Origin of the sequence: Streptococcus sp. 1621, from assembly GCF_013276615.1 — a bacterium.
GTDB lineage: Bacteria > Bacillota > Bacilli > Lactobacillales > Streptococcaceae > Streptococcus.
This window is the reverse complement of sequence record NZ_VMLJ01000034.1, coordinates 41,002-61,174: the sequence shown is the minus strand read 5'-3', so window position 1 is coordinate 61,174 and position 20,173 is coordinate 41,002. Positions and strand designations below refer to the sequence as shown.

The window sequence follows — 20,173 nt, the reverse complement described above, 5'->3', positions numbered from 1 at the left end:
TAAAAAATAGGAGGTGGTCAGATGATTGAGAGAATGGAATTGGGAGAATTTTACAAGGAATTGCGCTTGGCGAGAAAACTCAAGCAGTCAGATGTGGCCTGTGAGGGTCTAACAGCTTCTCAGTTGTCCAAGTTTGAACTAGGGCAGTCTATGCTGTCTGCAGATAAGTTGATTCTAGCTATCCAAGGTATAAATGTGACCTTTGATGAGTTTGGGCACAAGCTCAACAACTATCAAGAATCTCCACATATGCGAATTGGTAGAAGGGTTGTGGATCGCTTTGCCCATCAAGATATAGCTGGCTTAGAGCAACTGTTGGAGAAAATTAAGCAAGAACAGATGGCAGAGACCTATCGTCGTTTGAATGCCATTGTGATTAAAAATGCACTCCATTCCTTAGATAAAAGCTACCCGCTAACAGAGGAGGATAGCGAGTTTTTGACTACCTACCTCTACGCTATTGAGTCTTGGACCTGGTTTGAACTCTATCTTTTTTGCAATACTATGCCCTTCTTGAGCAATCAAGATCTGATCTTTTTATCAACCTCCTTACTCGAAAAATCCAAGGAATTTAAAGAGTTAGTACACAATCGATGGTATATGAAAAGTGGTTATCTTAATATCATCTCAGAACTTATGGAGCGCAAGCTATTTTCTTATATTCCAATCTTTGAAGCTGAGCTGGAGCGCATGCTCCGTCCATACGATGTTTTTGAAAAAGTATTGTGGCAGTTTTTAAAGAAAATGCAGATTTTTCTTCAAACCAAAGGAAGCAATCAAAAAGAGATTGAACACTTTATCCAATCTCTGCAAGTATTAGAAAATCCACAATTGACAGCCCTTTTTGAATTGCGTTTGCAGCAATACAAAGAGCTTATCGATTAGTTAGAAATGGGAAAAAGATAATAATATCAGCAACGATCGTCAATAATGTTAAAACTTGTTTCTTCATATTACTTCCCTCCTCATTAGTAATAACTTTATTATACCAGGGAAATAATCAAATCTACCAAAATCGCAAATCTGAAATTTCTATAAGAAAAAATATCAAATATGCGATTTTCTAAAATAAGCCAATTTCCGTGTTATACTGTCCTTGTAAAACATTTGAAGCAAATCCTAGGTCGCAGAAGTGGTTTACAAAAAAATAATCAAGGAGAAAAGAAATGCATAATCTAATGGAACTTGAATTGTTACCTGAAGAGCCAGTAATTACTGTATCACGCGAAGTTTGTAAGTGGACTTGCTCATTTACTGCTCTTTAAGAATAACTGGTTAAAATTAAGGATAGTTGATTACTAATTAACTATCCTTAATTTCATTTCAGAGATAATGTATTTATTATATTTATGGATAGATTACAAACAATGCTGAATAAAATACAAGTTGATACTTACCATAAAAATGGATGGTTATTTGTGAAGTATAGTAACAATAAACTTACACAGGGATGGAAACTTCATGTAAGCAGTCAACTAAAAGACGCTTGTAATATTTTTTATATTGTTGCACAAGAGCTGGAAAAGGAAAGATGTAACTACAAAGTTCTAGATTGTTTGGATGAGTTAAAAAAATTAAATTCTCCTAGGGAAGTTTCTCCTACTGCAAATAAGTTTATCACTATATATCCGTCTAGTAGGAAGCAGGCCAAACGAATAATATTAAATCTAAAAGAAAAGTTAGAAAAATATAAAGCTCCAAGGATTTTATCAGATTTTCAATGTGGTGAGTATTCTCCAATACATTATAGATATGGTGCGTTTAAAGCAATTAAAAATTACAATTTTTCTGAAAATAAAATTGTCTACATGATGAAAAATAGTAGAGGAGAATTAGTAGAAGATCTGAGATTAAGTTATCCATATTTGCCAGAAGGGGTTAAGGATTTATTTACTGATATGGAAAAAAATAAATTATTTAAACCCTCCCCGGAAATCCCAGAGAATCACCCTTTAAATCACTATAATATCGAGTGTATTCTAAAAAAATCCAATAGAGGAAATGTTTACAGAGCTATAGAAAAAAGTAGTAATCAGAAAGTGATAATAAAACACGCACGGCCATATGTTTATAGTTGGAATGATGGTTTCTCTGCAATTGATGAATTAAAGAGTGAAGCAGAAAATTTAAAAGTATTTCAGGACAAGTCCTATACAACAGATTTAATTGAAGAGTTTTATGTCAATGAAGATTACTTCGTAGTACAGAAGTTTATACCAGGATATAATTTTTTTGATTTAAAAAATATTGATATCGAAAAAAATGTAATCATTAATAATATAATTGATATTATTAATGATATTCATGCTGAGGGATATTTAGCAGTGGATATTTCTCCAACAAACTTTATATTTGATGATTTTGGTCGAGTTAGGTTAATAGACTTAGAAAATTTTACAAACAAAAATAATACTGTTAGAAGAGCTGCTACAAAATTCATGATAAATACTGATTGTCCCTCAAAAATCTGTACTATTCAACAGGATTATTTTGCACTTGCAATGTTGAGTTTTGCTATTATGCGCGAGCATGTTTTAATATTTGAAGGAGAGGACGTCTTATTAAATATAACTGCTTTAGATAAAATCAAGTTTTGTATGTATATTGAGAAAGAAATTGGGAACATAACTAAATCGCAATTTAATTGGTTGATGTATTTATTGAATTTAAGTGAACAAGAGAAGTTAGACCGATTCGAGAAGATGAAGTATATAGACGATTTTGAAGATAAAAATATAGAATTTCATTTAAAGAAAGTTGATTCCTCATTCAATCTTCAAATTGAAAATGAAACGCTTATTAACTATCTTCTTTCGTTAAATATGAATAGAGAAAGCAGGATACTAAATTCAAATGAATTTGGAGAATTTGTTAGTCCAATATCGTTTCAACATGGCTTATCAGGATATTTGTTTTATGTATCACATATGAGAGACATTTCTGAGAATGGTAGAATTATCGAGTGGATTATCTCTGAAGGAAATCAAAATAAAGGAAATGTGTATTTAAATGGTTGTTCAATTTTATTTGGTTCTTCCGGATATCTTTGGGTATTATTAGAGTTCTATAAAAAAATTACCAGCAACAATCCAAGTAGAGAATTGATCATAGATAAAATTAGAGATATTTATAAAGACTTGATAAGTAGTTATCAAAAAGTTGAAGTATTTGACTTTGCTTTAGGAAAGTCAGGTATTTTATTGAGTCTTATGAAATACTGTATAAATTTCAATGATGTCGATAGTATGGAATTTATTAGAGAAAAAATAGAGGAGTTATATTTATATTTTGTAGATGAGATACGAAATGTTAATAGTTTAAAAGAATGTAATTTTGCACATGGTCTAGCTGGAATTGCATACGTAATTTTAATTTATAATTCGGAATTTGAATTCAAGGTAGCTTACGAAAATAGTATTAAGGTATTCAATAATCTGTTAGAAAATTTGTTAGAAAATGAATATAGTAGACTAAATGCAACTCCTACAAATTTAGAACTATCGTGGTGCGAAGGAACTTCAGGAATCTTACTTTATTTTGAGTTATTATATGACAAAAGGTATTCAAAAATAATTTCAAGGTTTCAACAACTTGCTTTCAAATTCAATCTTATCCAGTCAAGTTGTTATTGTCATGGCTTATCCAGTTTGTTGCAAACTCTAAACTATCAGGATAAATTAAATTTACGTGAGAATGTGATTGAGATTTTATTAAGTAGATCCAAAAGAGATAAAAATGGTATTTTGGTATTTGAATGTGAAGAAAGTTCAGATACATTATTTGATTTTGGTATCGGAAATCTAGGGATTTATTGGTCTATCCTTGGGGAAAACTTCCCATTTGAATTTAAAAAGGAGTTGTGATGAAAGTATTTCTTCAAAATAGAAATTTTAGGCAATTAACCATCAACCAGTGGATTTCAACGGTTGGGGATACGATTTTTTATCTGGCTTTTTTGAATTATGTAGCAGATGCGTCTTTTGCTCCTTTGGCGATTTTACTTATCACGATTTCAGAAACCCTTCCCCAAGTTCTACAAATCTTTCTGGGAGTTTTGGCGGATTTTCAACATCATCGTGTCCTAAAATATACAATTATTAGTTTTGCAAAATTTTTGCTTTACTCTATAGTGTCCCTATCGCTTTCAGGGCAGTCTTTCTCCTTGTTGCTAGTAGCATTTATTTGTCTGATTAACCTCTTGTCTGACACATTGAGCTATTTTTCAGGCGCCATGCTCACTCCGATTTTCATTAGAATTATTGGGCAAGACCATTTGGCAGAAGCTATTGGGTTTAAACAGTCAACTGTTAGTTTAGTGAAAACAATCAGTAATATTTTAGGAGGAGTCTTACTAGGTATTCTATCCATCCAGTTTATTTCCTTACTGAACGCTCTTACATTTTTGATCGCATTTTTAGGTATCCTATTCATAAAAACTGACCTCTTGAAAGTAGAAAAAACGATTAGCTATCAAAAAGGACTCTCTGTAAAATCCTTTTGCCAGCATTTGCTCCAATCATCGAAATTGATATGGAATATGAATAAGGTGCTCTTGGTTTTGTTTATTATTTCTATTAGTCAAGCAGTGATAAATGTTACAGTTCCTGTTTCTACTCTGTTTTTGAGAAATCAACCCTTTTTGAATTTACAAACAGGTCAATCTCTTGCCTTGCTATCCACTTTTGAACTGTCAGCCCTGATTGTCGGAAGCCTTGTAAGTGGCTATCTGAAAAATATGATTTCTATAAAAACAGCTCTCTATGCCTCACTTGTCATCCAGTTGCTTCTTCTAGTAGGAGTTGCCACAGTTCGTTTTGACTGGATTCTCATCTTTAGTGCCTTGGATGCCTTTTTCGCAGGTGTTCTCTCTCCTAGATTGCAAGAACTCGTTTTTAAACAAATACCTGAGGAGTCAATGGGAGCAGTTCAATCTTCTATCGGTGCTATTACGGTTGTTTTACCTAGCTTATTTACAATAGCTTTGGTAACCATTGCTGCTAGCTTTGGAACTCTGGCAGTTAGCTTTGTTTTATTGCTATTTCTTCTAGTTGCCTTTGCCATGCTCTTGAATATTCGTGAAAGTATTTAGTGAAGAATTTCTATAATTTATGTTTGAGACTGGATTGCCAGTCTTTTTATGATGGTCAAAATCAGCAGACTTTTTTCTCTTTCCTGAATGTGTTATAATAGTCCATGCTATGGCTGGAGCCTTTTCAGCCTACTTATACTCTTCGAAAATCTCTTCAAACTGCGTCAGCTTCTATCTGCAACCTCAAAACAATGTTTTGAGCAACCTGTGGGTAGCTTTCTAGTTTGCTCTTTGATTTTCATTGAGTATTATTAAGACAATATGAGGAGAAAGATGAAAGAAAAAGGATTTTGGGAAGGGGCACAGGCAGCCATGCCAACGGCCCTTGGTTATGTCAGTATCGGGCTTGCCTGTGGGATTATCGGTGCGCCCTATGTGACACCTGTTGAGATGGGCTTGATGAGCCTCTTTGTTTATGCTGGGAGTGCCCAGTTTGCCATGCTGGCACTGATTGCGGTTCAAGCACCTGTGGCAGCTATTGCTATGACGGTCTTTTTGATTAATTTGCGTCTCTTTTTGTTGAGCTTGCACGCATCGACTTATTTCCGTCATACCAGTCTCTGGCAAAATATCGGTATGTCTAGTCTTTTGACGGATGAGACTTATGGCGTTTTGATGGGCGAATTGGCCCATGCAGACAAGGTCAATCCTATGTGGATGCACGGAAACAATCTCAACAGCTATGTGGCTTGGTTTGTGGGAACAGTTGTCGGAACGGCTCTGGGTGGCCTGCTGCCAAATCCAGAAATCTTTGGCTTGGATTTTGCCCTGGTTGGGATGTTCATCGGAATTTTTGCTTCGCAATTCCAGATTATGCAAAGACGGATTCCTGTCCGCAATCTGCTCATTATCCTAGCAGTTGTTGCGGTATCATTCTTTTTACTCTTGACAGTGGTGTCTCAGTCGCTAGCTGTTCTGTTTGCGACGCTACTTGGTTGTACAATGGGGGTGGTTTTAGATGGTCAGTAAGTATCTTTTATTAGCAGTTATTTTCTCTGGCTTGGTGACCTGGATTCCCCGTATGATTCCCTTCATCTTGGTCAAGTATAAGGGCTTGCCTGCAATCGTTGAGCGTTTTTTGAAATTTTTGCCCGTTTCCATTATCTTTGCCTTGATTCTTTCAAGCGTAGTGACAGGTAAGGTTGGGAGCCTTCCTCAAATTAAATGGCTAGACTTCTTAGCCGTCTTTCCAACAGCTTGGGTAGCCTTTCGCTACCGCAATCTAGTCGGAACAGTTCTCTTTGGAGTGGTCTTAATTGCAGTCTTGCGTTTGATCTTTTAATACTCTTCGAAAATCTCTTCAAACCACGTCAGCTTTGCCTTTCCGTAGGTATATGTAACTGACTTCGTCAGTTCTANNAAACAGTGTTTTGAGCAACCTACGGCTAGCTTTCTAGTTTGCTCTTTGATTTTCATTGAGTATAAATTAGCCATAAAGAAAACTTATCACAGAGATAGATATCATATAATGGCGTAAATGCTCTTTTTCTGTTAAGATTATAAGGTATTCTATTTTGGAGGAAATGACATGAAAAAAATCGTTAAATACTCATCTCTTGCTGCCCTAGGGCTTGTTGCTGCAGGTGTGCTTGCGGCTTGCTCAGGTGGTGCTAAGAAAGAAGGAGAAGTAGCTAGCAAGAAAGAAATCATCGTTGCAACCAATGGCTCGCCAAAACCATTTATTTATGAAGAAAATGGCGAATTGACTGGTTACGAGATTGAAGTCGTTCGCGCTATCTTTAAAGATTCTGACAAATATAATGTCAAGTTTGAAAAGACAGAATGGTCAGGTGTCTTTGCTGGTCTTGACGCTGACCGTTACAATATGGCTGTCAACAATCTTAGCTACACTAAAGAACGTGCGGAAAAATACCTTTATGCCGCACCAATTGCCCAAAACCCTAATGTCCTTGTAGTGAAGAAAGACGACTCTAGCATCAAGTCTCTTGCTGATATCGGTGGAAAATCGACGGAAGTCGTTCAAGCCACTACATCAGCTAAGCAGTTAGAAGCATACAACGCTGAACACCCGGACAACCCAACTATCCTTAACTATACTAAGGCAGACTTCCAACAAATCATGGTACGTTTGAGCGATGGCCAATTTGATTACAAGATTTTTGATAAAATCGGTGTTGAAACAGTGATCAAGAACCAAGGTTTGGATAACTTGAAAGTTATCGAACTTCCAAGCGACCAACAACCTTACGTTTACCCACTTCTTGCTCAAGGTCAAGATGAGTTGAAATCATTTGTAGACAAACGCATCAAAGAACTTTATAAAGATGGAACTCTTGAAAAATTGTCTAAACAATTCTTCGGCGACACTTATCTACCAGCAGAAGCTGATATTAAATAATTTTTTGAAGTCATCCATTCTGAGTAAGATGGGTGATTTCTCAGTTTTTAGGGATATAGCTTTAAACTATATATCTGACTATCTAATAACAATTTGTGAAATCAAACAAATTGTGAGATACTAGTACGGTATTATTTTTAAGGAGAAAGAATCATGAAAATCAAAAAATGGCTTGGTGTAGCAGCCCTTGCTACAGTCGCAGGTTTGGCTCTTGCAGCTTGCGGAAACTCAGAAAAGAAAGCAGACAATGCAACAACTATCAAAATCGCAACTGTTAACCGTAGCGGTTCTGAAGAAAAACGTTGGGACAAAATCCAAGAATTGGTTAAAAAAGACGGAATCACTTTGGAATTTACAGAGTTCACAGACTACTCACAACCAAACAAGGCAACTGCTGATGGCGAAGTAGACTTGAACGCTTTCCAACACTATAACTTCTTGAACAACTGGAACAAAGAAAACGGGAAAGACCTTGTAGCGATTGCAGATACTTACATCTCTCCAATCCGCCTTTACTCAGGTTTGAATGGAAGTGACAACAAGTACACTAAAGTAGAAGAAATTCCAGCAAACGGAGAAATTGCTGTACCGAACGATGCTACAAACGAAAGCCGTGCGCTTTACTTGCTTCAATCAGCTGGCTTGATTAAATTGGATGTTTCTGGAACTGCTCTTGCAACAGTTGCTAACATCAAAGAAAATCCAAAGAACTTGAAAATCACTGAATTGGACGCTAGCCAAACAGCTCGTTCATTGTCATCAGTTGACGCTGCTGTTGTAAACAATACCTTCGTTACAGAAGCAAAATTGGACTACAAGAAAGCACTTTTCAAAGAACAAGCTGATGAAAATTCAAAACAATGGTACAATATCATCGTTGCGAAAAAAGATTGGGAAACATCACCAAAAGCTGATGCTATCAAGAAAGTGATCGCAGCTTACCACACAGATGACGTGAAAAAAGTTATCGAAGAAACATCAGACGGTTTAGATCAACCAGTTTGGTAATAAGAAACAGGGAGGTGGGAGAGAGAATTCCACCTCTTGCTTTTGTATAGAGCATGGATTGTCAGGAAGAGTAGTTCATAGAAAGGTAGAGAGAATATGGTTTTTCCTAGCGAACAAGAACAGATTGAAAAATTTGAAAAGGATCATGTAGCCCAGCATTATTTTGAGGTTTTGCGTACCTTGATTTCTAAGAAGTCGGTCTTTGCCCAACAGGTGGGTCTCAAAGAAGTTGCCAACTATCTGGGTGAGATTTTTAAGCGTGTTGGGGCTGAAGTGGAGATTGATGAGACTTATACGGCGCCCTTTGTCATGGCACATTTCAAGAGTTCGCGTCCAGATGCCAAGACCTTGATTTTCTACAACCACTATGACACTGTGCCAGCGGATGGGGATCAGGTCTGGACAGAGGATCCCTTTACGCTTTCGGTGCGCAATGGCTTCATGTATGGGCGTGGGGTTGATGATGATAAGGGTCATATCACAGCTCGTTTGAGTGCTTTGAGAAAATATATGCAGTACCACGATGACCTGCCTGTCAATATCAGTTTTATCATGGAGGGAGCGGAGGAATCGGCCTCGACAGACCTAGACAAGTATCTGGAAAAACATGCGGATAAACTCCGTGGTGCGGATTTATTGGTCTGGGAACAAGGAACCAAAAATGCCTTGGAACAGTTGGAAATTTCTGGTGGAAATAAGGGGATTGTGACCTTTGATGCCAAGGTGAAAAGCGCTGATGTGGATATCCACTCGAGTTATGGTGGTGTTGTGGAATCGGCTCCTTGGTATCTCCTTCAAGCCCTACAGTCTCTTCGTGCCGCAGATGGACGTATCTTGGTTGAAGGCTTGTACGAAGAGGTGCAAGAGCCAAATGAACGAGAAATGGCCTTGCTAGAAACTTATGGTCAACGAAACCCAGAGGAAGTTAGTCGGATCTATGGATTGGAGTTGCCTCTCTTACAGGAGGAGCGGATGGCCTTTCTAAAACGTTTCTTTTTCGAGCCAGCCCTTAATATCGAAGGGATTCAGTCAGGTTATCAAGGACAAGGAGTTAAAACGATTTTGCCAGCAGAAGCCAGTGCTAAGCTAGAGGTTCGTCTGGTTCCGGGCTTAGAACCGCATGATGTTCTGGAAAAAATTCGGAAACAGCTAGACAAAAATGGCTTTGATAAGGTAGAATTATACTATACCTTGGGAGAGATGAGCTATCGAAGCGATATGAGCGCACCAGCCATTCTCAATGTGATCGAGTTGGCTAAGAAATTCTATCCACAGGGCGTTTCAGTCTTGCCGACGACAGCGGGGACAGGGCCTATGCATACGGTCTTTGATGCCCTAGAGGTGCCTATGGTAGCCTTCGGTCTAGGAAATGCCAACAGCCGAGACCACGGTGGAGATGAAAATGTGCGAATCGCCGATTACTACACCCATATTGAATTAGTAGAGGAGCTGATTAGAAGCTATGAGTAGAGATATTATCAAGTTAGATCAGATCGATGTGACTTTTCATCAAAAGAAGAGAACCATCACAGCGGTCAAGGATGTGACTATTCACATCCAAGAAGGGGATATCTACGGAATCGTTGGATATTCTGGAGCAGGGAAATCAACCCTTGTACGGGTGATTAACCTCTTGCAAAAACCATCTACAGGGAAAATTACCATTGACGACGATGTGATTTTTGATGGCAAGGTGACCTTGACGGCAGAACAGTTGCGTCGTAAACGTCAAGATATCGGGATGATTTTCCAGCATTTTAACCTGATGAGCCAAAAGACAGCAGAGGAGAATGTAGCCTTTGCCCTTAAACATTCTGGACTCAGCAAGGAAGAAAAGAAGGCTAAAGTAGCTAAGTTGTTGGACTTGGTCGGCTTGGCAGATCGTGCTGAAAACTACCCTTCACAACTATCTGGAGGGCAAAAACAGCGTGTGGCCATTGCGCGTGCTTTGGCAAATGATCCAAAAATCTTGATTTCAGACGAGTCAACTTCTGCCCTTGACCCTAAGACAACCAAGCAGATTTTGGCCTTGTTGCAAGATTTGAACCAAAAATTAGGCTTGACAGTTGTCTTGATTACGCATGAAATGCAGATTGTCAAAGACATTGCCAACCGTGTAGCAGTTATGCAGGACGGACATTTGATTGAAGAGGGTAGTGTCCTTGAAATCTTCTCAGACCCTAAACAACCTTTAACTCAAGACTTTATCTCAACAGCCACAGGTATTGACGAAGCCATGGTCAAAATCGAGAAGCAAGAAATCGTGGAACACTTGTCTGAAAATAGCATTTTGGTACAGCTCAAGTATGCAGGTGCTTCAACAGACGAGCCACTTTTGAATGAATTGTACAAGCATTATCAAGTAACGGCTAATATTCTCTATGGGAATATCGAAATTCTTGATGGTACTCCTGTTGGAGAATTAGTTGTGGTCTTGTCAGGTGAAAAAGCAGCCTTGGCAGGTGCCCAAGAAGCCATTCGTCAAGCAGGCGTACAGCTAAAAGTATTGAAGGGAGGACAGTAAGATGGAATCATTGATTCAAACCTATTTACCAAATGTCTATAAGATGGGTTGGTCTGGTCAAGCTGGCTGGGGGACAGCTATCTACTTGACTCTTTATATGACGGTTCTTTCCTTTATCATCGGAGGTTTCTTAGGACTGGTTGCAGGGCTTTTCCTTGTCTTGACAGCTCCAGGTGGTGTCTTGGAAAATAAGGTCGTTTTCTGGATTTTGGATAAAATCACCTCTATTTTCCGTGCGGTACCATTTATCATTCTCTTGGCAGTCTTGTCACCCTTCTCTCATCTAATCGTAGGAACAAGCATTGGTCCAAATGCGGCTATCGTACCGCTATCTTTTGCGGTCTTTGCCTTCTTTGCCCGTCAAGTGCAGGTTGTCTTGGCTGAGCTAGATGGTGGTGTCATTGAGGCGGCTCAAGCGAGCGGAGCGACTTTCTGGGACATCGTGGGTGTTTACCTATCAGAAGGTCTTCCAGACTTGATCCGCGTGACAACTGTGACCTTGATTTCCCTTGTTGGGGAAACAGCTATGGCTGGTGCGGTTGGAGCCGGTGGTATCGGTAACGTAGCCATCGCTTATGGATTTAACCGCTACAATCACGATGTGACCATCTTGGCAACCATCATTATCATTTTGATTATCTTTGCAATCCAATTCTTGGGAGATTTCCTGACCAAGAAATTAAGTCATAAATAAAGAGAACTAGGCAATCTGTACATCATTCATAGGAGTTGTCGTTATAGTCAAGACTTAAAATTCTCTGTACTGGTTGCTATCAACCGTTACTTTTATGAGTTAGAGAGTTAAGAATTGTGGGGAGTCAATATGCAAAATCTGGGAGAAGTTTTTAAAGAATTGAGAAAGAGCCGGAATGTATCTCTACAGGAGGCGACGGGAGGAGAGTTTACTTATTCCATGCTGAGCAAATTTGAGCGTGGAGAAGCAGATTTATCCTCTATGAAATTGATTACTGCCTTAGATAACATCCACTCTGATTTGAATGAATTTATGTACTTGGTACGTGGTTTTTCTCAGAAAAAGGTTTTGGCTTTTCAAGAAAATCTTTGGGATTTATATGACAGAGAAGGGATTGATTCTCTCCACTCCTTGTATGAAGAGACGACTCAAAAGTATAGTTCAAGTGGTAAAAAGAGCTATCTCTTACAAATGATTCGTATCAAAAGCCTTCTCGTGTTTTTTGATTCAGAAATAAGGGCAACGGATGAAGAACTGACTTTTCTCTATGACTATTTTTTTACTATTGACATCTGGGGAAATTATGAATTGGAACTATTTTCAACGATTTCTACTTTGTTTCCTCTGCCCCTCTATTTTAAATATTCTAGGGAGATGTTACAAAAGACGGATTTATTTGGCTCTTTACCTAGTAACAAAGCTGGTATTGATACCATTTTGATGAATGGACTCTTTAAAGCGATAGAGGAAAAGGATAAATTAAAAGCAGATTATTTTATCTTTCAGATTGAAAAACGAGAATTGCCAGAATCTCAAGCTTATCTGAAAATCATTTATATGATTGCTAAAGGGTATTATGATACTATTTTTAATGTAAAAAATAAGGGTCTTGAAAAAATCCAGAGAGGCATTACAATCTTACAAGATTTAGAGTATGTAGATGGTGCAAGATACTATGAAAACTATTTTGCAAATCAGCTTTCAAATGAAGAATTGTAATATATTCTCATTACATCGACCGGTGAAAAATAAATAGGCTTGTAGATGGATTGATAATTAGCAGTTTCTAGGCGCTAGAGTTTCTATTTTCAGAAAAAATATATTACAAAAAAGTGGGGGCTCCCGCTTTTTTTGTTAGACTGGTTTCAATAGAATGTTCTTTGAAATATGGAGAAAGGCCTGTTATGAAACTATTCTTAAGACATCATTTATTTAGGATACTTACCTTATCGAGGTTTTTGAGTTCAAGTGGAGCTTATATTTATAATCTGGTATTTATCGTTTATGCTGCGAGTCTACCCTTTAAAAATATAGCAGTATTTATGGCGAATATGATTACGATTTTACCTTTCCTATTTACTTTTTATGTTGGGATTAAGGCTGATCATACTCGGAATAAAGCAGGGACAATTATCTGGGTTGGTTGTGTGCAAAGTCTGCTATTTCTTTTGATTGCTAGTGTGATTCATGATCAGAACTTCGTGACGTTTGCTTTTATCTGTATGGTTAATATCTGTTCAGATATTTTATCGGATTATACAGCAGGCCTTCGTATGCCAATTATCCAGCATAATATTTCGGAAGATAAGCTCTATGAAGCTTATTCCTTTACTCAGTTTGTTTCCTATTTATCAAATCTAGGAGGTCAAGCCTTAGGAGTGTGGTTACTCACAACAAGCCACCAAAATTTTTCTTTTGTTGCAATTGTGAATGCCGGCTTCTTTTTACTATCTTCTCTTATTTTGTTCAAAAATAGAAGAGAATTGACGTATTTGTCTGTAACGGTAGAGAATGAGTCGATTAGTTTACTTCAACAAGTTAAGGCAATCTATGCGGACATGGATGATATATTTAGACAGAGAGAAAGTAAATCATTGTTTAAAATTATTCTTGTCATTTTGGTAATGAATACTTTGGGAGGAGCTGTTGGAGGTATTTATCACTTTTACTTATTAGACCATACTATCTATCATCTCAGCTATGCTCAAGCCCTATTTTTAATTGAATGTGTTAGCTTAGGAGGAGCTATTCTTGGTAGCCTAACTCCCCATGATTATTTTGGGAAATTGTCGTTTTCAAGTTTGCTATCGCTCAATGCAATTCTGTTTGTCTTATTTGCTACTGCTAATATTTTAGAGTTTTCTCCTCTAGTAGGTGTTGCCTGCTTAGCCTTTGTCATGTATTTGATGTCGAAATCAATGCCTAAATTAGATACTCTGTTACTGTCTAACTTGAGCGCGGATGTATTAGCTAGAAGTAATAATCTCTTGAGTATGATTTTTTCTTTAACATTACCCTTGGGGATGTCTGTATTTTCCTTCTTAGCTTTGCAAGATATCAGGCTTTGTTGGTGGGTGTTTTTGGTAGTGAGTGTGATAGGGTTGATTTTATCACTAGAAAAAAGAAGTTTTTCAGGTAAAAAAGTTTAGCCTAGAAAGCTCAGGATTACTAGAAGGCCTTCCAGATTTGATTCGTGTGACGACTGTGACCTTGATTTCCCTTGTTGGTGAAACAGCTATGGCTGGTGCGGTTGGAGCTGGTGGTATTGGTAACGTAGCCATCGCTTATGGATTTAACCGCTACAATCACGATGTGACCATCTTGGCAACCATTATTATCGTTTTGATTATCTTTGCAATTCATACTCAATGAAAATCAAAGAGCAAACTAGGAAACTAGCCGCAGGTTGCTCAAAACACTGTTTTGAGGTTGGAGATAAGACTGACGAAGTCAGTTACATATACCTACGGCAAGGCGACGTTGACGTGGTTTGAAGAGATTTTCGAAGAGTATCAATTCTTGGGAGACTTCTTGACCAAGTCTTGAGCCATAAATAAAAAAGAGCCGTCTGGCTCTTTTTTATTGACTAGATTTTCTGCGCAAATTTTTTACTCAAGGTTTGTCCAATCAAGGCACCCACTAGGGCTCCGATGACTACACTTGCAACAAATAGAAGGATGGTTCCAGGATTTGGTACGACCATGATACGGTCGATATATTCTTGCGATTTTCCTCTTGCTAGAAGGGTAGCCATATAGGCTTGGGGGGCAATCCACATAAGTAAGATGGGACCAGTTGAGCTAAAGGCAAAAATAATGAAAGAAAGCAAATTTTTTGTTTGGTCCTTGTATTTTCCGAGGTTAGCTACTGCATCTGCTAGCAGGCCACAGATAATTCCAGGAAGGAAGGCACCGGCACCGTGTTTAGTTCCCAAGAAAAAGAGAGCAATAACAAGGCCGATAGTGGTAATGGCTCCAAAGCGCGGAACTTTTGCGACTAGAATCATATAGACGCTACCGCCGACAAGGGCAGTAAAAGCAGGCGCATAAAACATGTTTCCAGTTTGGTCAAAGAGATTGCCCAAAAGGACACCAATCCCCATGCAGAGGAAGTAAAGAACTGCAAAAAGCAGTGTAGTTAAGATAGATTTCTTCATGAATTGTCTCCTGATAATTTTTTCACAATTCTCATTGTATCACGGTTTGATGGGATTGTAAATGGGCACTAGAATTTTTTGAAAACGCTTGAAATATGATATAATAGTTTCATAGTTATTTTTAGGAGGATATCATGGGGAGATTTTTAGACTTTGTCTTTAATCGTTTCTTTTTAGGGATGATTGCGACAGCCTTCTTTTGGTTATTAACCTTGGTGGGAGGGATTATCCTTGGTCTAGCGCCGGCTAGTGCCACCTTGATGAGCCTATATGCAGAACATGGTTATAGCTTTCGGGAATACAGTTTGAAGGAGGCGTGGTCTCTTTATAAGCAAAATTTTGTCTCAAGCAACCTGATTTTCTATAGCTTTCTAGGAGTGGATTTGATTTTGGTCTATGGCCTGTATCTCTTGGTACAATTGCCTCATCAGACTATTATTCATTTGATTGCGACCTTTTTGAATGTTCTAGTAGTTGCCCTGATCTTTTTGGCTTATACAGTATCTTTGAAATTACAAGTTTATTTTGACTTGTCTTATCGAAATAGTCTCAAACTATCCTTGATTGGTATCTTTATGAGTCTAGCAGCTGTGGCCAAGGTTCTCCTTGGGACAGTGCTACTTGTGGCAATTGGTTACTATATGCCTGCTCTTCTTTTCTTTGTAGGAATTGGGATGTGGCATTTCTTTATCAGTGATATGTTGGAACCGGTCTATGAAAGTATCCATGAAAAATTGGCGACAAAATAGAATGAAGCAGTTTTGGCTACATACGCTTCTGAGAACCTACAGTTCAGTGATGATCATTATTATTGCGAGTTTTGCAATCTTACTCTCTTACGCTGACTGGGATTCACGGGAAAAGGAAGCCCAGAGAGTAGCCCAGCGTGTAACTGCTAGAACAGTGAGTGAAATTGAATATTACCATAGAGAGTCAACCCAGATAGCTCAGGCTTTAGTTGAAAATCAAGCTCGTATTGAGGGAATCTATAAGTACTTTAGTCTTAGCATGCCAGACTATTTTTACTGGCAATTAGAGCGGAAAGCTTCGCCTTATATATCAGTCTCTCTGCATGAAAATGTTGATGACCTCTATGTTCGAAATGATTTTGTAACTGGGGTGGCCATTGCTTTTCAAGATTACAAGGAAGTCTATGTTTCTACTAAAGACAAACGTAGTGGAGAAAAAATCAGGGCTGAAGATTTCAAACCAGCAGGAAATAGTTTTGCCATTCCGGTGTCAGATCCAGTGTCAGATCAAGGTTTAGGAGTGATTTACATCTCCTTGGACCCTGCTGTTTTATACCATGCCATTGATAATACTAGAGGTCATACTCCGATGGCAGTAACAGTGACCTCACCTTTTGATACGGAGATTTTTCATATTGGTGAGACAGTTGATAAGGAGAGTGAAAATTGGCTAGTTGGCTTAACTTCTCATGGTTATCAGGTTCAGGTGGCAGTTCCCAAAAACTTTGTTTTACAAGGAACGGTGACCAGCTCTGCTTTGATTGTGAGCTTGAGCCTGCTCTTTATTGTCATTCTTTATCTGACTTTGAGGCAGACTTTTGCTAATTACCAAAAGCAGGTAGTGGATTTAGTGGAATCCATTCAAGTCATTGCTCAAGGCGAAGAGGGGCGTCGGATTGACATTTCCGAAAAAGATCAGGAATTACTCCTAATCGCGGAGACGACCAATGATATGTTGGATCGATTGGAAAAGAATATCCATGATATTTACCAGTTAGAGCTTAGTCAAAAAGATGCCAATATGCGAGCCTTGCAGGCGCAAATCAATCCTCATTTTATGTATAATACGCTGGAGTTCTTGCGCATGTATGCAGTTATGCAGAGTCAAGATGAGTTGGCAGATATCATTTATGAATTCAGTAGTCTCTTGCGTAACAATATTTCCGACGAAAGAGAGACCCTCCTCAAACAGGAATTAGAATTTTGCCGTAAATACAGCTATCTCTGCATGGTTCGCTATCCCAAGTCCATTGCCTATGGTTTCAAGATAGATCCAGAGTTAGAGAATATGAAGATTCCCAAGTTTACCTTGCAACCGCTGGTAGAAAACTATTTCGCGCATGGTGTTGACCACAGGCGGACAGATAATGTGATTAGCATCAAGGCTCTTAAACAGGATGGTTTTGTGGAAATTTTGGTGATCGATAATGGTAGAGGAATGTCGGCTGAAAAGTTGGCAAATATTCGAGAAAAATTAAGTCAGAGACAGTTTGAACACCAAGACAGTTACAGTGATCAAAGGAAGTCTATCGGGATTGCCAATGTACATGAGCGTTTTGTGCTCTATTTTGGAGACCGCTATGCCATTACTATAGAGTCTGCGGAGCAAGCCGGTGTTCAGTATCGTATTACAATTCAAGATGAGTAGAAAGGGAGAAAATGTATAAAGTATTATTAGTAGATGATGAGTACATGGTGACAGAAGGTCTGAAACGTTTGATTCCCTTTGATAAGTGGGATATGGAGGTCGTCGCAACAGCCAGTCATGCCGATGAAGCCCTAGAATATGTTCAGGAAAATCCTGTCGATGTCATCATTTCAGATGTCAATATGCCAGACAAAACAGGGCTTGATATGATTCGGGAGATGAAAGAAATCTTACCAGATGCTGCCTATATCCTGCTCTCAGGTTATCAGGAGTTTGATTATGTAAAAAGAGCTATGAACCTTAGTGTGGTGGACTATCTGGTTAAGCCTGTTGATAAGGTAGAACTGGGAAATCTGCTGGAGAAGATTGCAGATCAGCTCGGCGAGAGAGGGAAGAAAAGTCAGACTCTTAGTCAAGAATTAGACGAGGCTGGATTTGTTAGTTATTTAAGGGATAAGGAGAACTGGTGGATAGGTTTATCCAAGGAAAAACAAGGTTCCTTCACCATTCCCTACTATGTCTTGGGTCAAGACTGGCAGATTTTCATTTCTGACCAACCCCTAGATGGTTTAGTCGTTACACCTTTTGAAGCTCCTTATCAAGAACACTTTGAACGCTGGAAGCTGAATGCTGAGAAAGCCCTCTTTTACGGTTCTGTAAATCTAAAACAGTCTCAGAGTCTCTTTGCCTATTACGAACCGATTTATAGGGTTATCATTCAGGGGAATCTCAATCAAATCGTTGAAGAGTTGAACCTTTTGGAGAAGGTGGTTCTTGAAAATACACCGCGTGTTCCGATTACCAAACAGCTTTTTATCCAGTTTGTCATGGATGTCTTTCACTTGTTTGAACATCTCAAAGCTGATGATATGACGGACATTGTCAAAACGATTCATGCTATTCAATCCTTCGATGAATTGGTTTCTTATATCAAGGAAACTCTGACCAGCTTTTTCGGTCAATACCGTATGAATGAAAATGTGGTCAGTGTGCTGGAAGTCATTGGTCGTGATTATCAGAAAGAACTTTCTCTCAAGGATATTAGTAAGGATCTTTTTATCAATCCTGTCTATCTAGGGCAGTTGATTAAGCGAGAAACCGATTCGACCTTCGCAGAGTTACTAAACAAACAACGTATTAAGGCTGCCCAGCAGCTCTTGCTTTCAACCAGTGATAGTATCGAAGATATTTGTTATGCTGTTGGTTACAGTAACCTTGGATATTTCTATAAAGTGTTCCGAAAATTGTGCGGAAAATCGCCAAAAGCCTACCGAAAACAGGTAGAAACGATACTGTAAGATTTGTATTCCTTTACAAAATGTGCTATAATAAAAATAATATTATTAGGAGGTTCTATCATGAAAAAGAAACCGATTTATCTATGGGTCTTGCTAATCTTGTCTGCCCTTATTTCAGCTATGTCTCTGTTTGGAATGTTGAGTCCCTTACCTAGCAAAGAAGCCCTTCGTGCTGCTCAGAAACAAGTTGCAGGGGTCAGTGCTCAGCAATTAGAAGACCAGCTTAATTACAACTATGGAGTAGCAGAATCAACTCATTCTATTTTTAATATGGCCTTGATTGTGCTATCTGTTATTTTAGTGGTCGTAGCGATTGTCTTCCTTATTCGTAAGAATTTACAATATGCAAACTATACTTACGTTGGCTATGTTTTGTTAGCTATTATCGGTTCGATTTATGGCTATGTTGGTTTACAGGACGCTGTGCAGTTGGTTCAAGATGAAAGCATGCGTTTGACAATGAGTATTGGTTCAAAAGCTGTTAGCATTTTCTATATCGTCATCAATGTTCTCTTCCTAGCCCTTGTCTTCTATAAGATGTGGCGACAACAGAAAGCCTTGGCAGAAGAAGAGGAAGCAGAAAATCTTGCCTAAGTATTGACAAAAAAGAACTATCAAGATACAATCTTGGTAGTTCTTTTTCGATTAAAAATAAAATCATGGAGGAAAATATGAAGACAATTTCTTTAGTTTATATTAGTTTGAGTGGCAACACTGAAAGTTTTGTGACGCGCTTGAAAGACTATCTCTTGTCCCAGTACAAAGGGATTGAGGTTCAAAAGATTCATATCAAGGATTTGGTCAAGGAAGGTCACGATTTCTATGAAATGGACCATCCCTATGTCGCTTTTTTGCCGACCTATCTCGAAGGTGGGAATGGCGTTGATAACGGAGATGTCGAGATCTTGACGACACCCGTTGGGGATTTTATCGCCTATGGTGACAATGCTAGTAAGTGTTTTGGCGTGGTTGGCTCAGGAAATCGTAACTTTAATAACCAATACTGCCTGACAGCAAAGCAGTACAGTCAACGTTTTGGTTTCCCTGTCTTGGCTGACTTTGAAATGCGAGGTATGCTGGAAGATATCAAACATGTCGCAGCGATTATCGCAGATTTGTATGAGTTGGAAAAGGAGAATTAAAGTTGATATAAGAGGTGGTTGGAGTTTTTCAACTGCTTTTTTGAGTATAAACAGTCTTTGAGAACGTAAAAAAGCATAAGTTCAGGTATTTAAAACCTTGTTCTTATGCTTTTTATGATAGAAATATTTGCTGCATTTTCTCTTGAAAGGAAACCTTATACTCAATGAAAATCAAAGAGCAAACTAGGAAACTAGCCGCAGGCTGTACTTGAGTACGGTAAGGCGA

At 38.4% G+C, this 20,173-nt stretch carries 18 protein-coding genes and 1 pseudogene; 18 read left to right on the top strand and 1 reads right to left on the bottom strand.

The genetic code is table 11. The features are described from left to right. The first annotated feature begins 21 nt into the window (after positions 1-21). The 13 genes and pseudogenes from HT697_RS07880 to HT697_RS07820 form a co-directional block, all read left to right on the top strand. Positions 22-885: an XRE/MutR family transcriptional regulator gene (locus tag HT697_RS07880; protein ID WP_173262817.1), complete on the top strand. Its 864-nt coding sequence runs from the start codon at positions 22-24 to the stop codon at positions 883-885. Between the two features lie 464 nt (positions 886-1,349). Beyond that, a complete protein-coding gene (locus tag HT697_RS07875) occupies positions 1,350-3,863 on the top strand; it encodes a lanthionine synthetase LanC family protein (protein WP_173262814.1) in 2,514 nt (837 codons plus the stop codon). After that, entirely contained in the window at positions 3,863-5,089 is a 1,227-nt protein-coding gene (locus HT697_RS07870) for an MFS transporter (protein WP_173262811.1), read from the top strand. The genes HT697_RS07875 and HT697_RS07870 overlap by 1 nt, the downstream gene beginning before the upstream one ends. Positions 5,090-5,362: 273 nt before the next feature. Then, complete coding sequence (locus tag HT697_RS07865) at positions 5,363-6,058, top strand: AzlC family ABC transporter permease (RefSeq protein WP_000659739.1); 696 nt, start codon at positions 5,363-5,365, stop codon at positions 6,056-6,058. Next, positions 6,048-6,371, top strand: a complete 324-nt coding sequence (locus HT697_RS07860; RefSeq protein WP_125415531.1) for an AzlD domain-containing protein — start codon at positions 6,048-6,050, stop codon at positions 6,369-6,371. The genes HT697_RS07865 and HT697_RS07860 overlap by 11 nt, the downstream gene beginning before the upstream one ends. Before the next feature lie 246 nt (positions 6,372-6,617). Continuing rightward, positions 6,618-7,448, top strand: a complete 831-nt coding sequence (locus HT697_RS07855; protein WP_173262809.1) for an amino acid ABC transporter substrate-binding protein — start codon at positions 6,618-6,620, stop codon at positions 7,446-7,448. A gap of 153 nt (positions 7,449-7,601) precedes the next feature. Further along, positions 7,602-8,456 (top strand): MetQ/NlpA family ABC transporter substrate-binding protein, encoded by an 855-nt coding sequence (locus HT697_RS07850; RefSeq protein ID WP_049525119.1) that lies wholly within the window; start codon positions 7,602-7,604, stop codon positions 8,454-8,456. Between the two features lie 96 nt (positions 8,457-8,552). Beyond that, positions 8,553-9,926, top strand: a complete 1,374-nt coding sequence (locus tag HT697_RS07845) for a M20/M25/M40 family metallo-hydrolase (protein WP_049525120.1) — start codon at positions 8,553-8,555, stop codon at positions 9,924-9,926. After that, the gene (locus tag HT697_RS07840) at positions 9,919-10,980 is read left to right on the top strand and encodes a methionine ABC transporter ATP-binding protein (protein ID WP_049525121.1); all 1,062 of its coding nucleotides are present in this window, start codon (positions 9,919-9,921) and stop codon (positions 10,978-10,980) included. Before HT697_RS07845 ends, HT697_RS07840 begins: the two co-directional genes overlap by 8 nt. 1 nt (position 10,981) lies before the next feature. After that, positions 10,982-11,674: a methionine ABC transporter permease gene (locus HT697_RS07835; protein WP_023932463.1), complete on the top strand. Its 693-nt coding sequence runs from the start codon at positions 10,982-10,984 to the stop codon at positions 11,672-11,674. Positions 11,675-11,893: 219 nt separating this feature from the next. After that, positions 11,894-12,673: an Rgg/GadR/MutR family transcriptional regulator gene (locus tag HT697_RS07830; RefSeq protein WP_240149764.1), complete on the top strand. Its 780-nt coding sequence runs from the start codon at positions 11,894-11,896 to the stop codon at positions 12,671-12,673. 185 nt (positions 12,674-12,858) lie between these two features. Continuing rightward, a complete protein-coding gene (locus HT697_RS07825; protein WP_173262803.1) occupies positions 12,859-14,103 on the top strand; it encodes a transporter in 1,245 nt (414 codons plus the stop codon). A 22-nt stretch (positions 14,104-14,125) separates the two neighbouring features. After that, positions 14,126-14,326, top strand: a pseudogene (locus tag HT697_RS07820) (ABC transporter permease); the annotation flags it as partial. 214 nt (positions 14,327-14,540) lie between these two features. Here HT697_RS07820 and HT697_RS07815 read toward each other — a convergent pair. Then, a complete protein-coding gene (locus HT697_RS07815) occupies positions 14,541-15,110 on the bottom strand; it encodes an MptD family putative ECF transporter S component (protein WP_173262801.1) in 570 nt (189 codons plus the stop codon). A 134-nt stretch (positions 15,111-15,244) separates the two neighbouring features. Here HT697_RS07815 and HT697_RS07810 point away from each other — a divergent pair, with 134 nt between their 5' ends. The 5 genes from HT697_RS07810 to nrdI all read left to right on the top strand — a co-directional run bounded on the left by HT697_RS07810 (position 15,245) and on the right by nrdI (position 19,947). Beyond that, positions 15,245-15,859 (top strand): YesL family protein, encoded by a 615-nt coding sequence (locus HT697_RS07810; RefSeq protein ID WP_173262798.1) that lies wholly within the window; start codon positions 15,245-15,247, stop codon positions 15,857-15,859. Next, on the top strand, positions 15,837-17,507 hold the full coding sequence (locus HT697_RS07805) for a sensor histidine kinase (protein ID WP_345789523.1): 1,671 nt from the start codon (positions 15,837-15,839) through the stop codon (positions 17,505-17,507). Before HT697_RS07810 ends, HT697_RS07805 begins: the two co-directional genes overlap by 23 nt. An 11-nt stretch (positions 17,508-17,518) precedes the next feature. Further along, entirely contained in the window at positions 17,519-18,805 is a 1,287-nt protein-coding gene (locus tag HT697_RS07800) for a response regulator transcription factor (RefSeq protein WP_173262795.1), read from the top strand. Between the two features lie 60 nt (positions 18,806-18,865). Continuing rightward, positions 18,866-19,399, top strand: coding sequence for an ABC transporter permease (locus HT697_RS07795; RefSeq protein WP_173262792.1), 534 nt, complete (start codon positions 18,866-18,868; stop codon positions 19,397-19,399). A gap of 77 nt (positions 19,400-19,476) precedes the next feature. Then, entirely contained in the window at positions 19,477-19,947 is a 471-nt protein-coding gene (gene nrdI / locus HT697_RS07790) for a class Ib ribonucleoside-diphosphate reductase assembly flavoprotein NrdI (RefSeq protein ID WP_054367909.1), read from the top strand. Positions 19,948-20,173 lie beyond the last annotated feature (226 nt).

What these genes read in the sequence shown, in the direction of transcription:
- HT697_RS07875 (WP_173262814.1), top strand. Translation starts at nt 1,350, where the DNA reads ATGGATAGATTACAAACAATGCTGAATAAAATACAAGTTGATACTTAC.
- HT697_RS07810 (WP_173262798.1), top strand. Translation starts at nt 15,245, where the DNA reads ATGGGGAGATTTTTAGACTTTGTCTTTAATCGTTTCTTTTTAGGGATG.
- HT697_RS07830 (WP_240149764.1), top strand. Translation starts at nt 11,894, where the DNA reads ATGCTGAGCAAATTTGAGCGTGGAGAAGCAGATTTATCCTCTATGAAA.
- HT697_RS07805 (WP_345789523.1), top strand. Translation starts at nt 15,837, where the DNA reads ATGAAAAATTGGCGACAAAATAGAATGAAGCAGTTTTGGCTACATACG.
- HT697_RS07855 (WP_173262809.1), top strand. Translation starts at nt 6,618, where the DNA reads ATGAAAAAAATCGTTAAATACTCATCTCTTGCTGCCCTAGGGCTTGTT.
- HT697_RS07800 (WP_173262795.1), top strand. Translation starts at nt 17,519, where the DNA reads ATGTATAAAGTATTATTAGTAGATGATGAGTACATGGTGACAGAAGGT.
- HT697_RS07795 (WP_173262792.1), top strand. Translation starts at nt 18,866, where the DNA reads ATGAAAAAGAAACCGATTTATCTATGGGTCTTGCTAATCTTGTCTGCC.
- HT697_RS07840 (WP_049525121.1), top strand. Translation starts at nt 9,919, where the DNA reads ATGAGTAGAGATATTATCAAGTTAGATCAGATCGATGTGACTTTTCAT.
- HT697_RS07870 (WP_173262811.1), top strand. Translation starts at nt 3,863, where the DNA reads ATGAAAGTATTTCTTCAAAATAGAAATTTTAGGCAATTAACCATCAAC.
- HT697_RS07835 (WP_023932463.1), top strand. Translation starts at nt 10,982, where the DNA reads ATGGAATCATTGATTCAAACCTATTTACCAAATGTCTATAAGATGGGT.
- HT697_RS07880 (WP_173262817.1), top strand. Translation starts at nt 22, where the DNA reads ATGATTGAGAGAATGGAATTGGGAGAATTTTACAAGGAATTGCGCTTG.
- HT697_RS07825 (WP_173262803.1), top strand. Translation starts at nt 12,859, where the DNA reads ATGAAACTATTCTTAAGACATCATTTATTTAGGATACTTACCTTATCG.
- HT697_RS07860 (WP_125415531.1), top strand. Translation starts at nt 6,048, where the DNA reads ATGGTCAGTAAGTATCTTTTATTAGCAGTTATTTTCTCTGGCTTGGTG.
- HT697_RS07850 (WP_049525119.1), top strand. Translation starts at nt 7,602, where the DNA reads ATGAAAATCAAAAAATGGCTTGGTGTAGCAGCCCTTGCTACAGTCGCA.
- HT697_RS07865 (WP_000659739.1), top strand. Translation starts at nt 5,363, where the DNA reads ATGAAAGAAAAAGGATTTTGGGAAGGGGCACAGGCAGCCATGCCAACG.
- HT697_RS07815 (WP_173262801.1), bottom strand. Translation starts at nt 15,110, where the DNA reads ATGAAGAAATCTATCTTAACTACACTGCTTTTTGCAGTTCTTTACTTC.
- HT697_RS07845 (WP_049525120.1), top strand. Translation starts at nt 8,553, where the DNA reads ATGGTTTTTCCTAGCGAACAAGAACAGATTGAAAAATTTGAAAAGGAT.
- nrdI (WP_054367909.1), top strand. Translation starts at nt 19,477, where the DNA reads ATGAAGACAATTTCTTTAGTTTATATTAGTTTGAGTGGCAACACTGAA.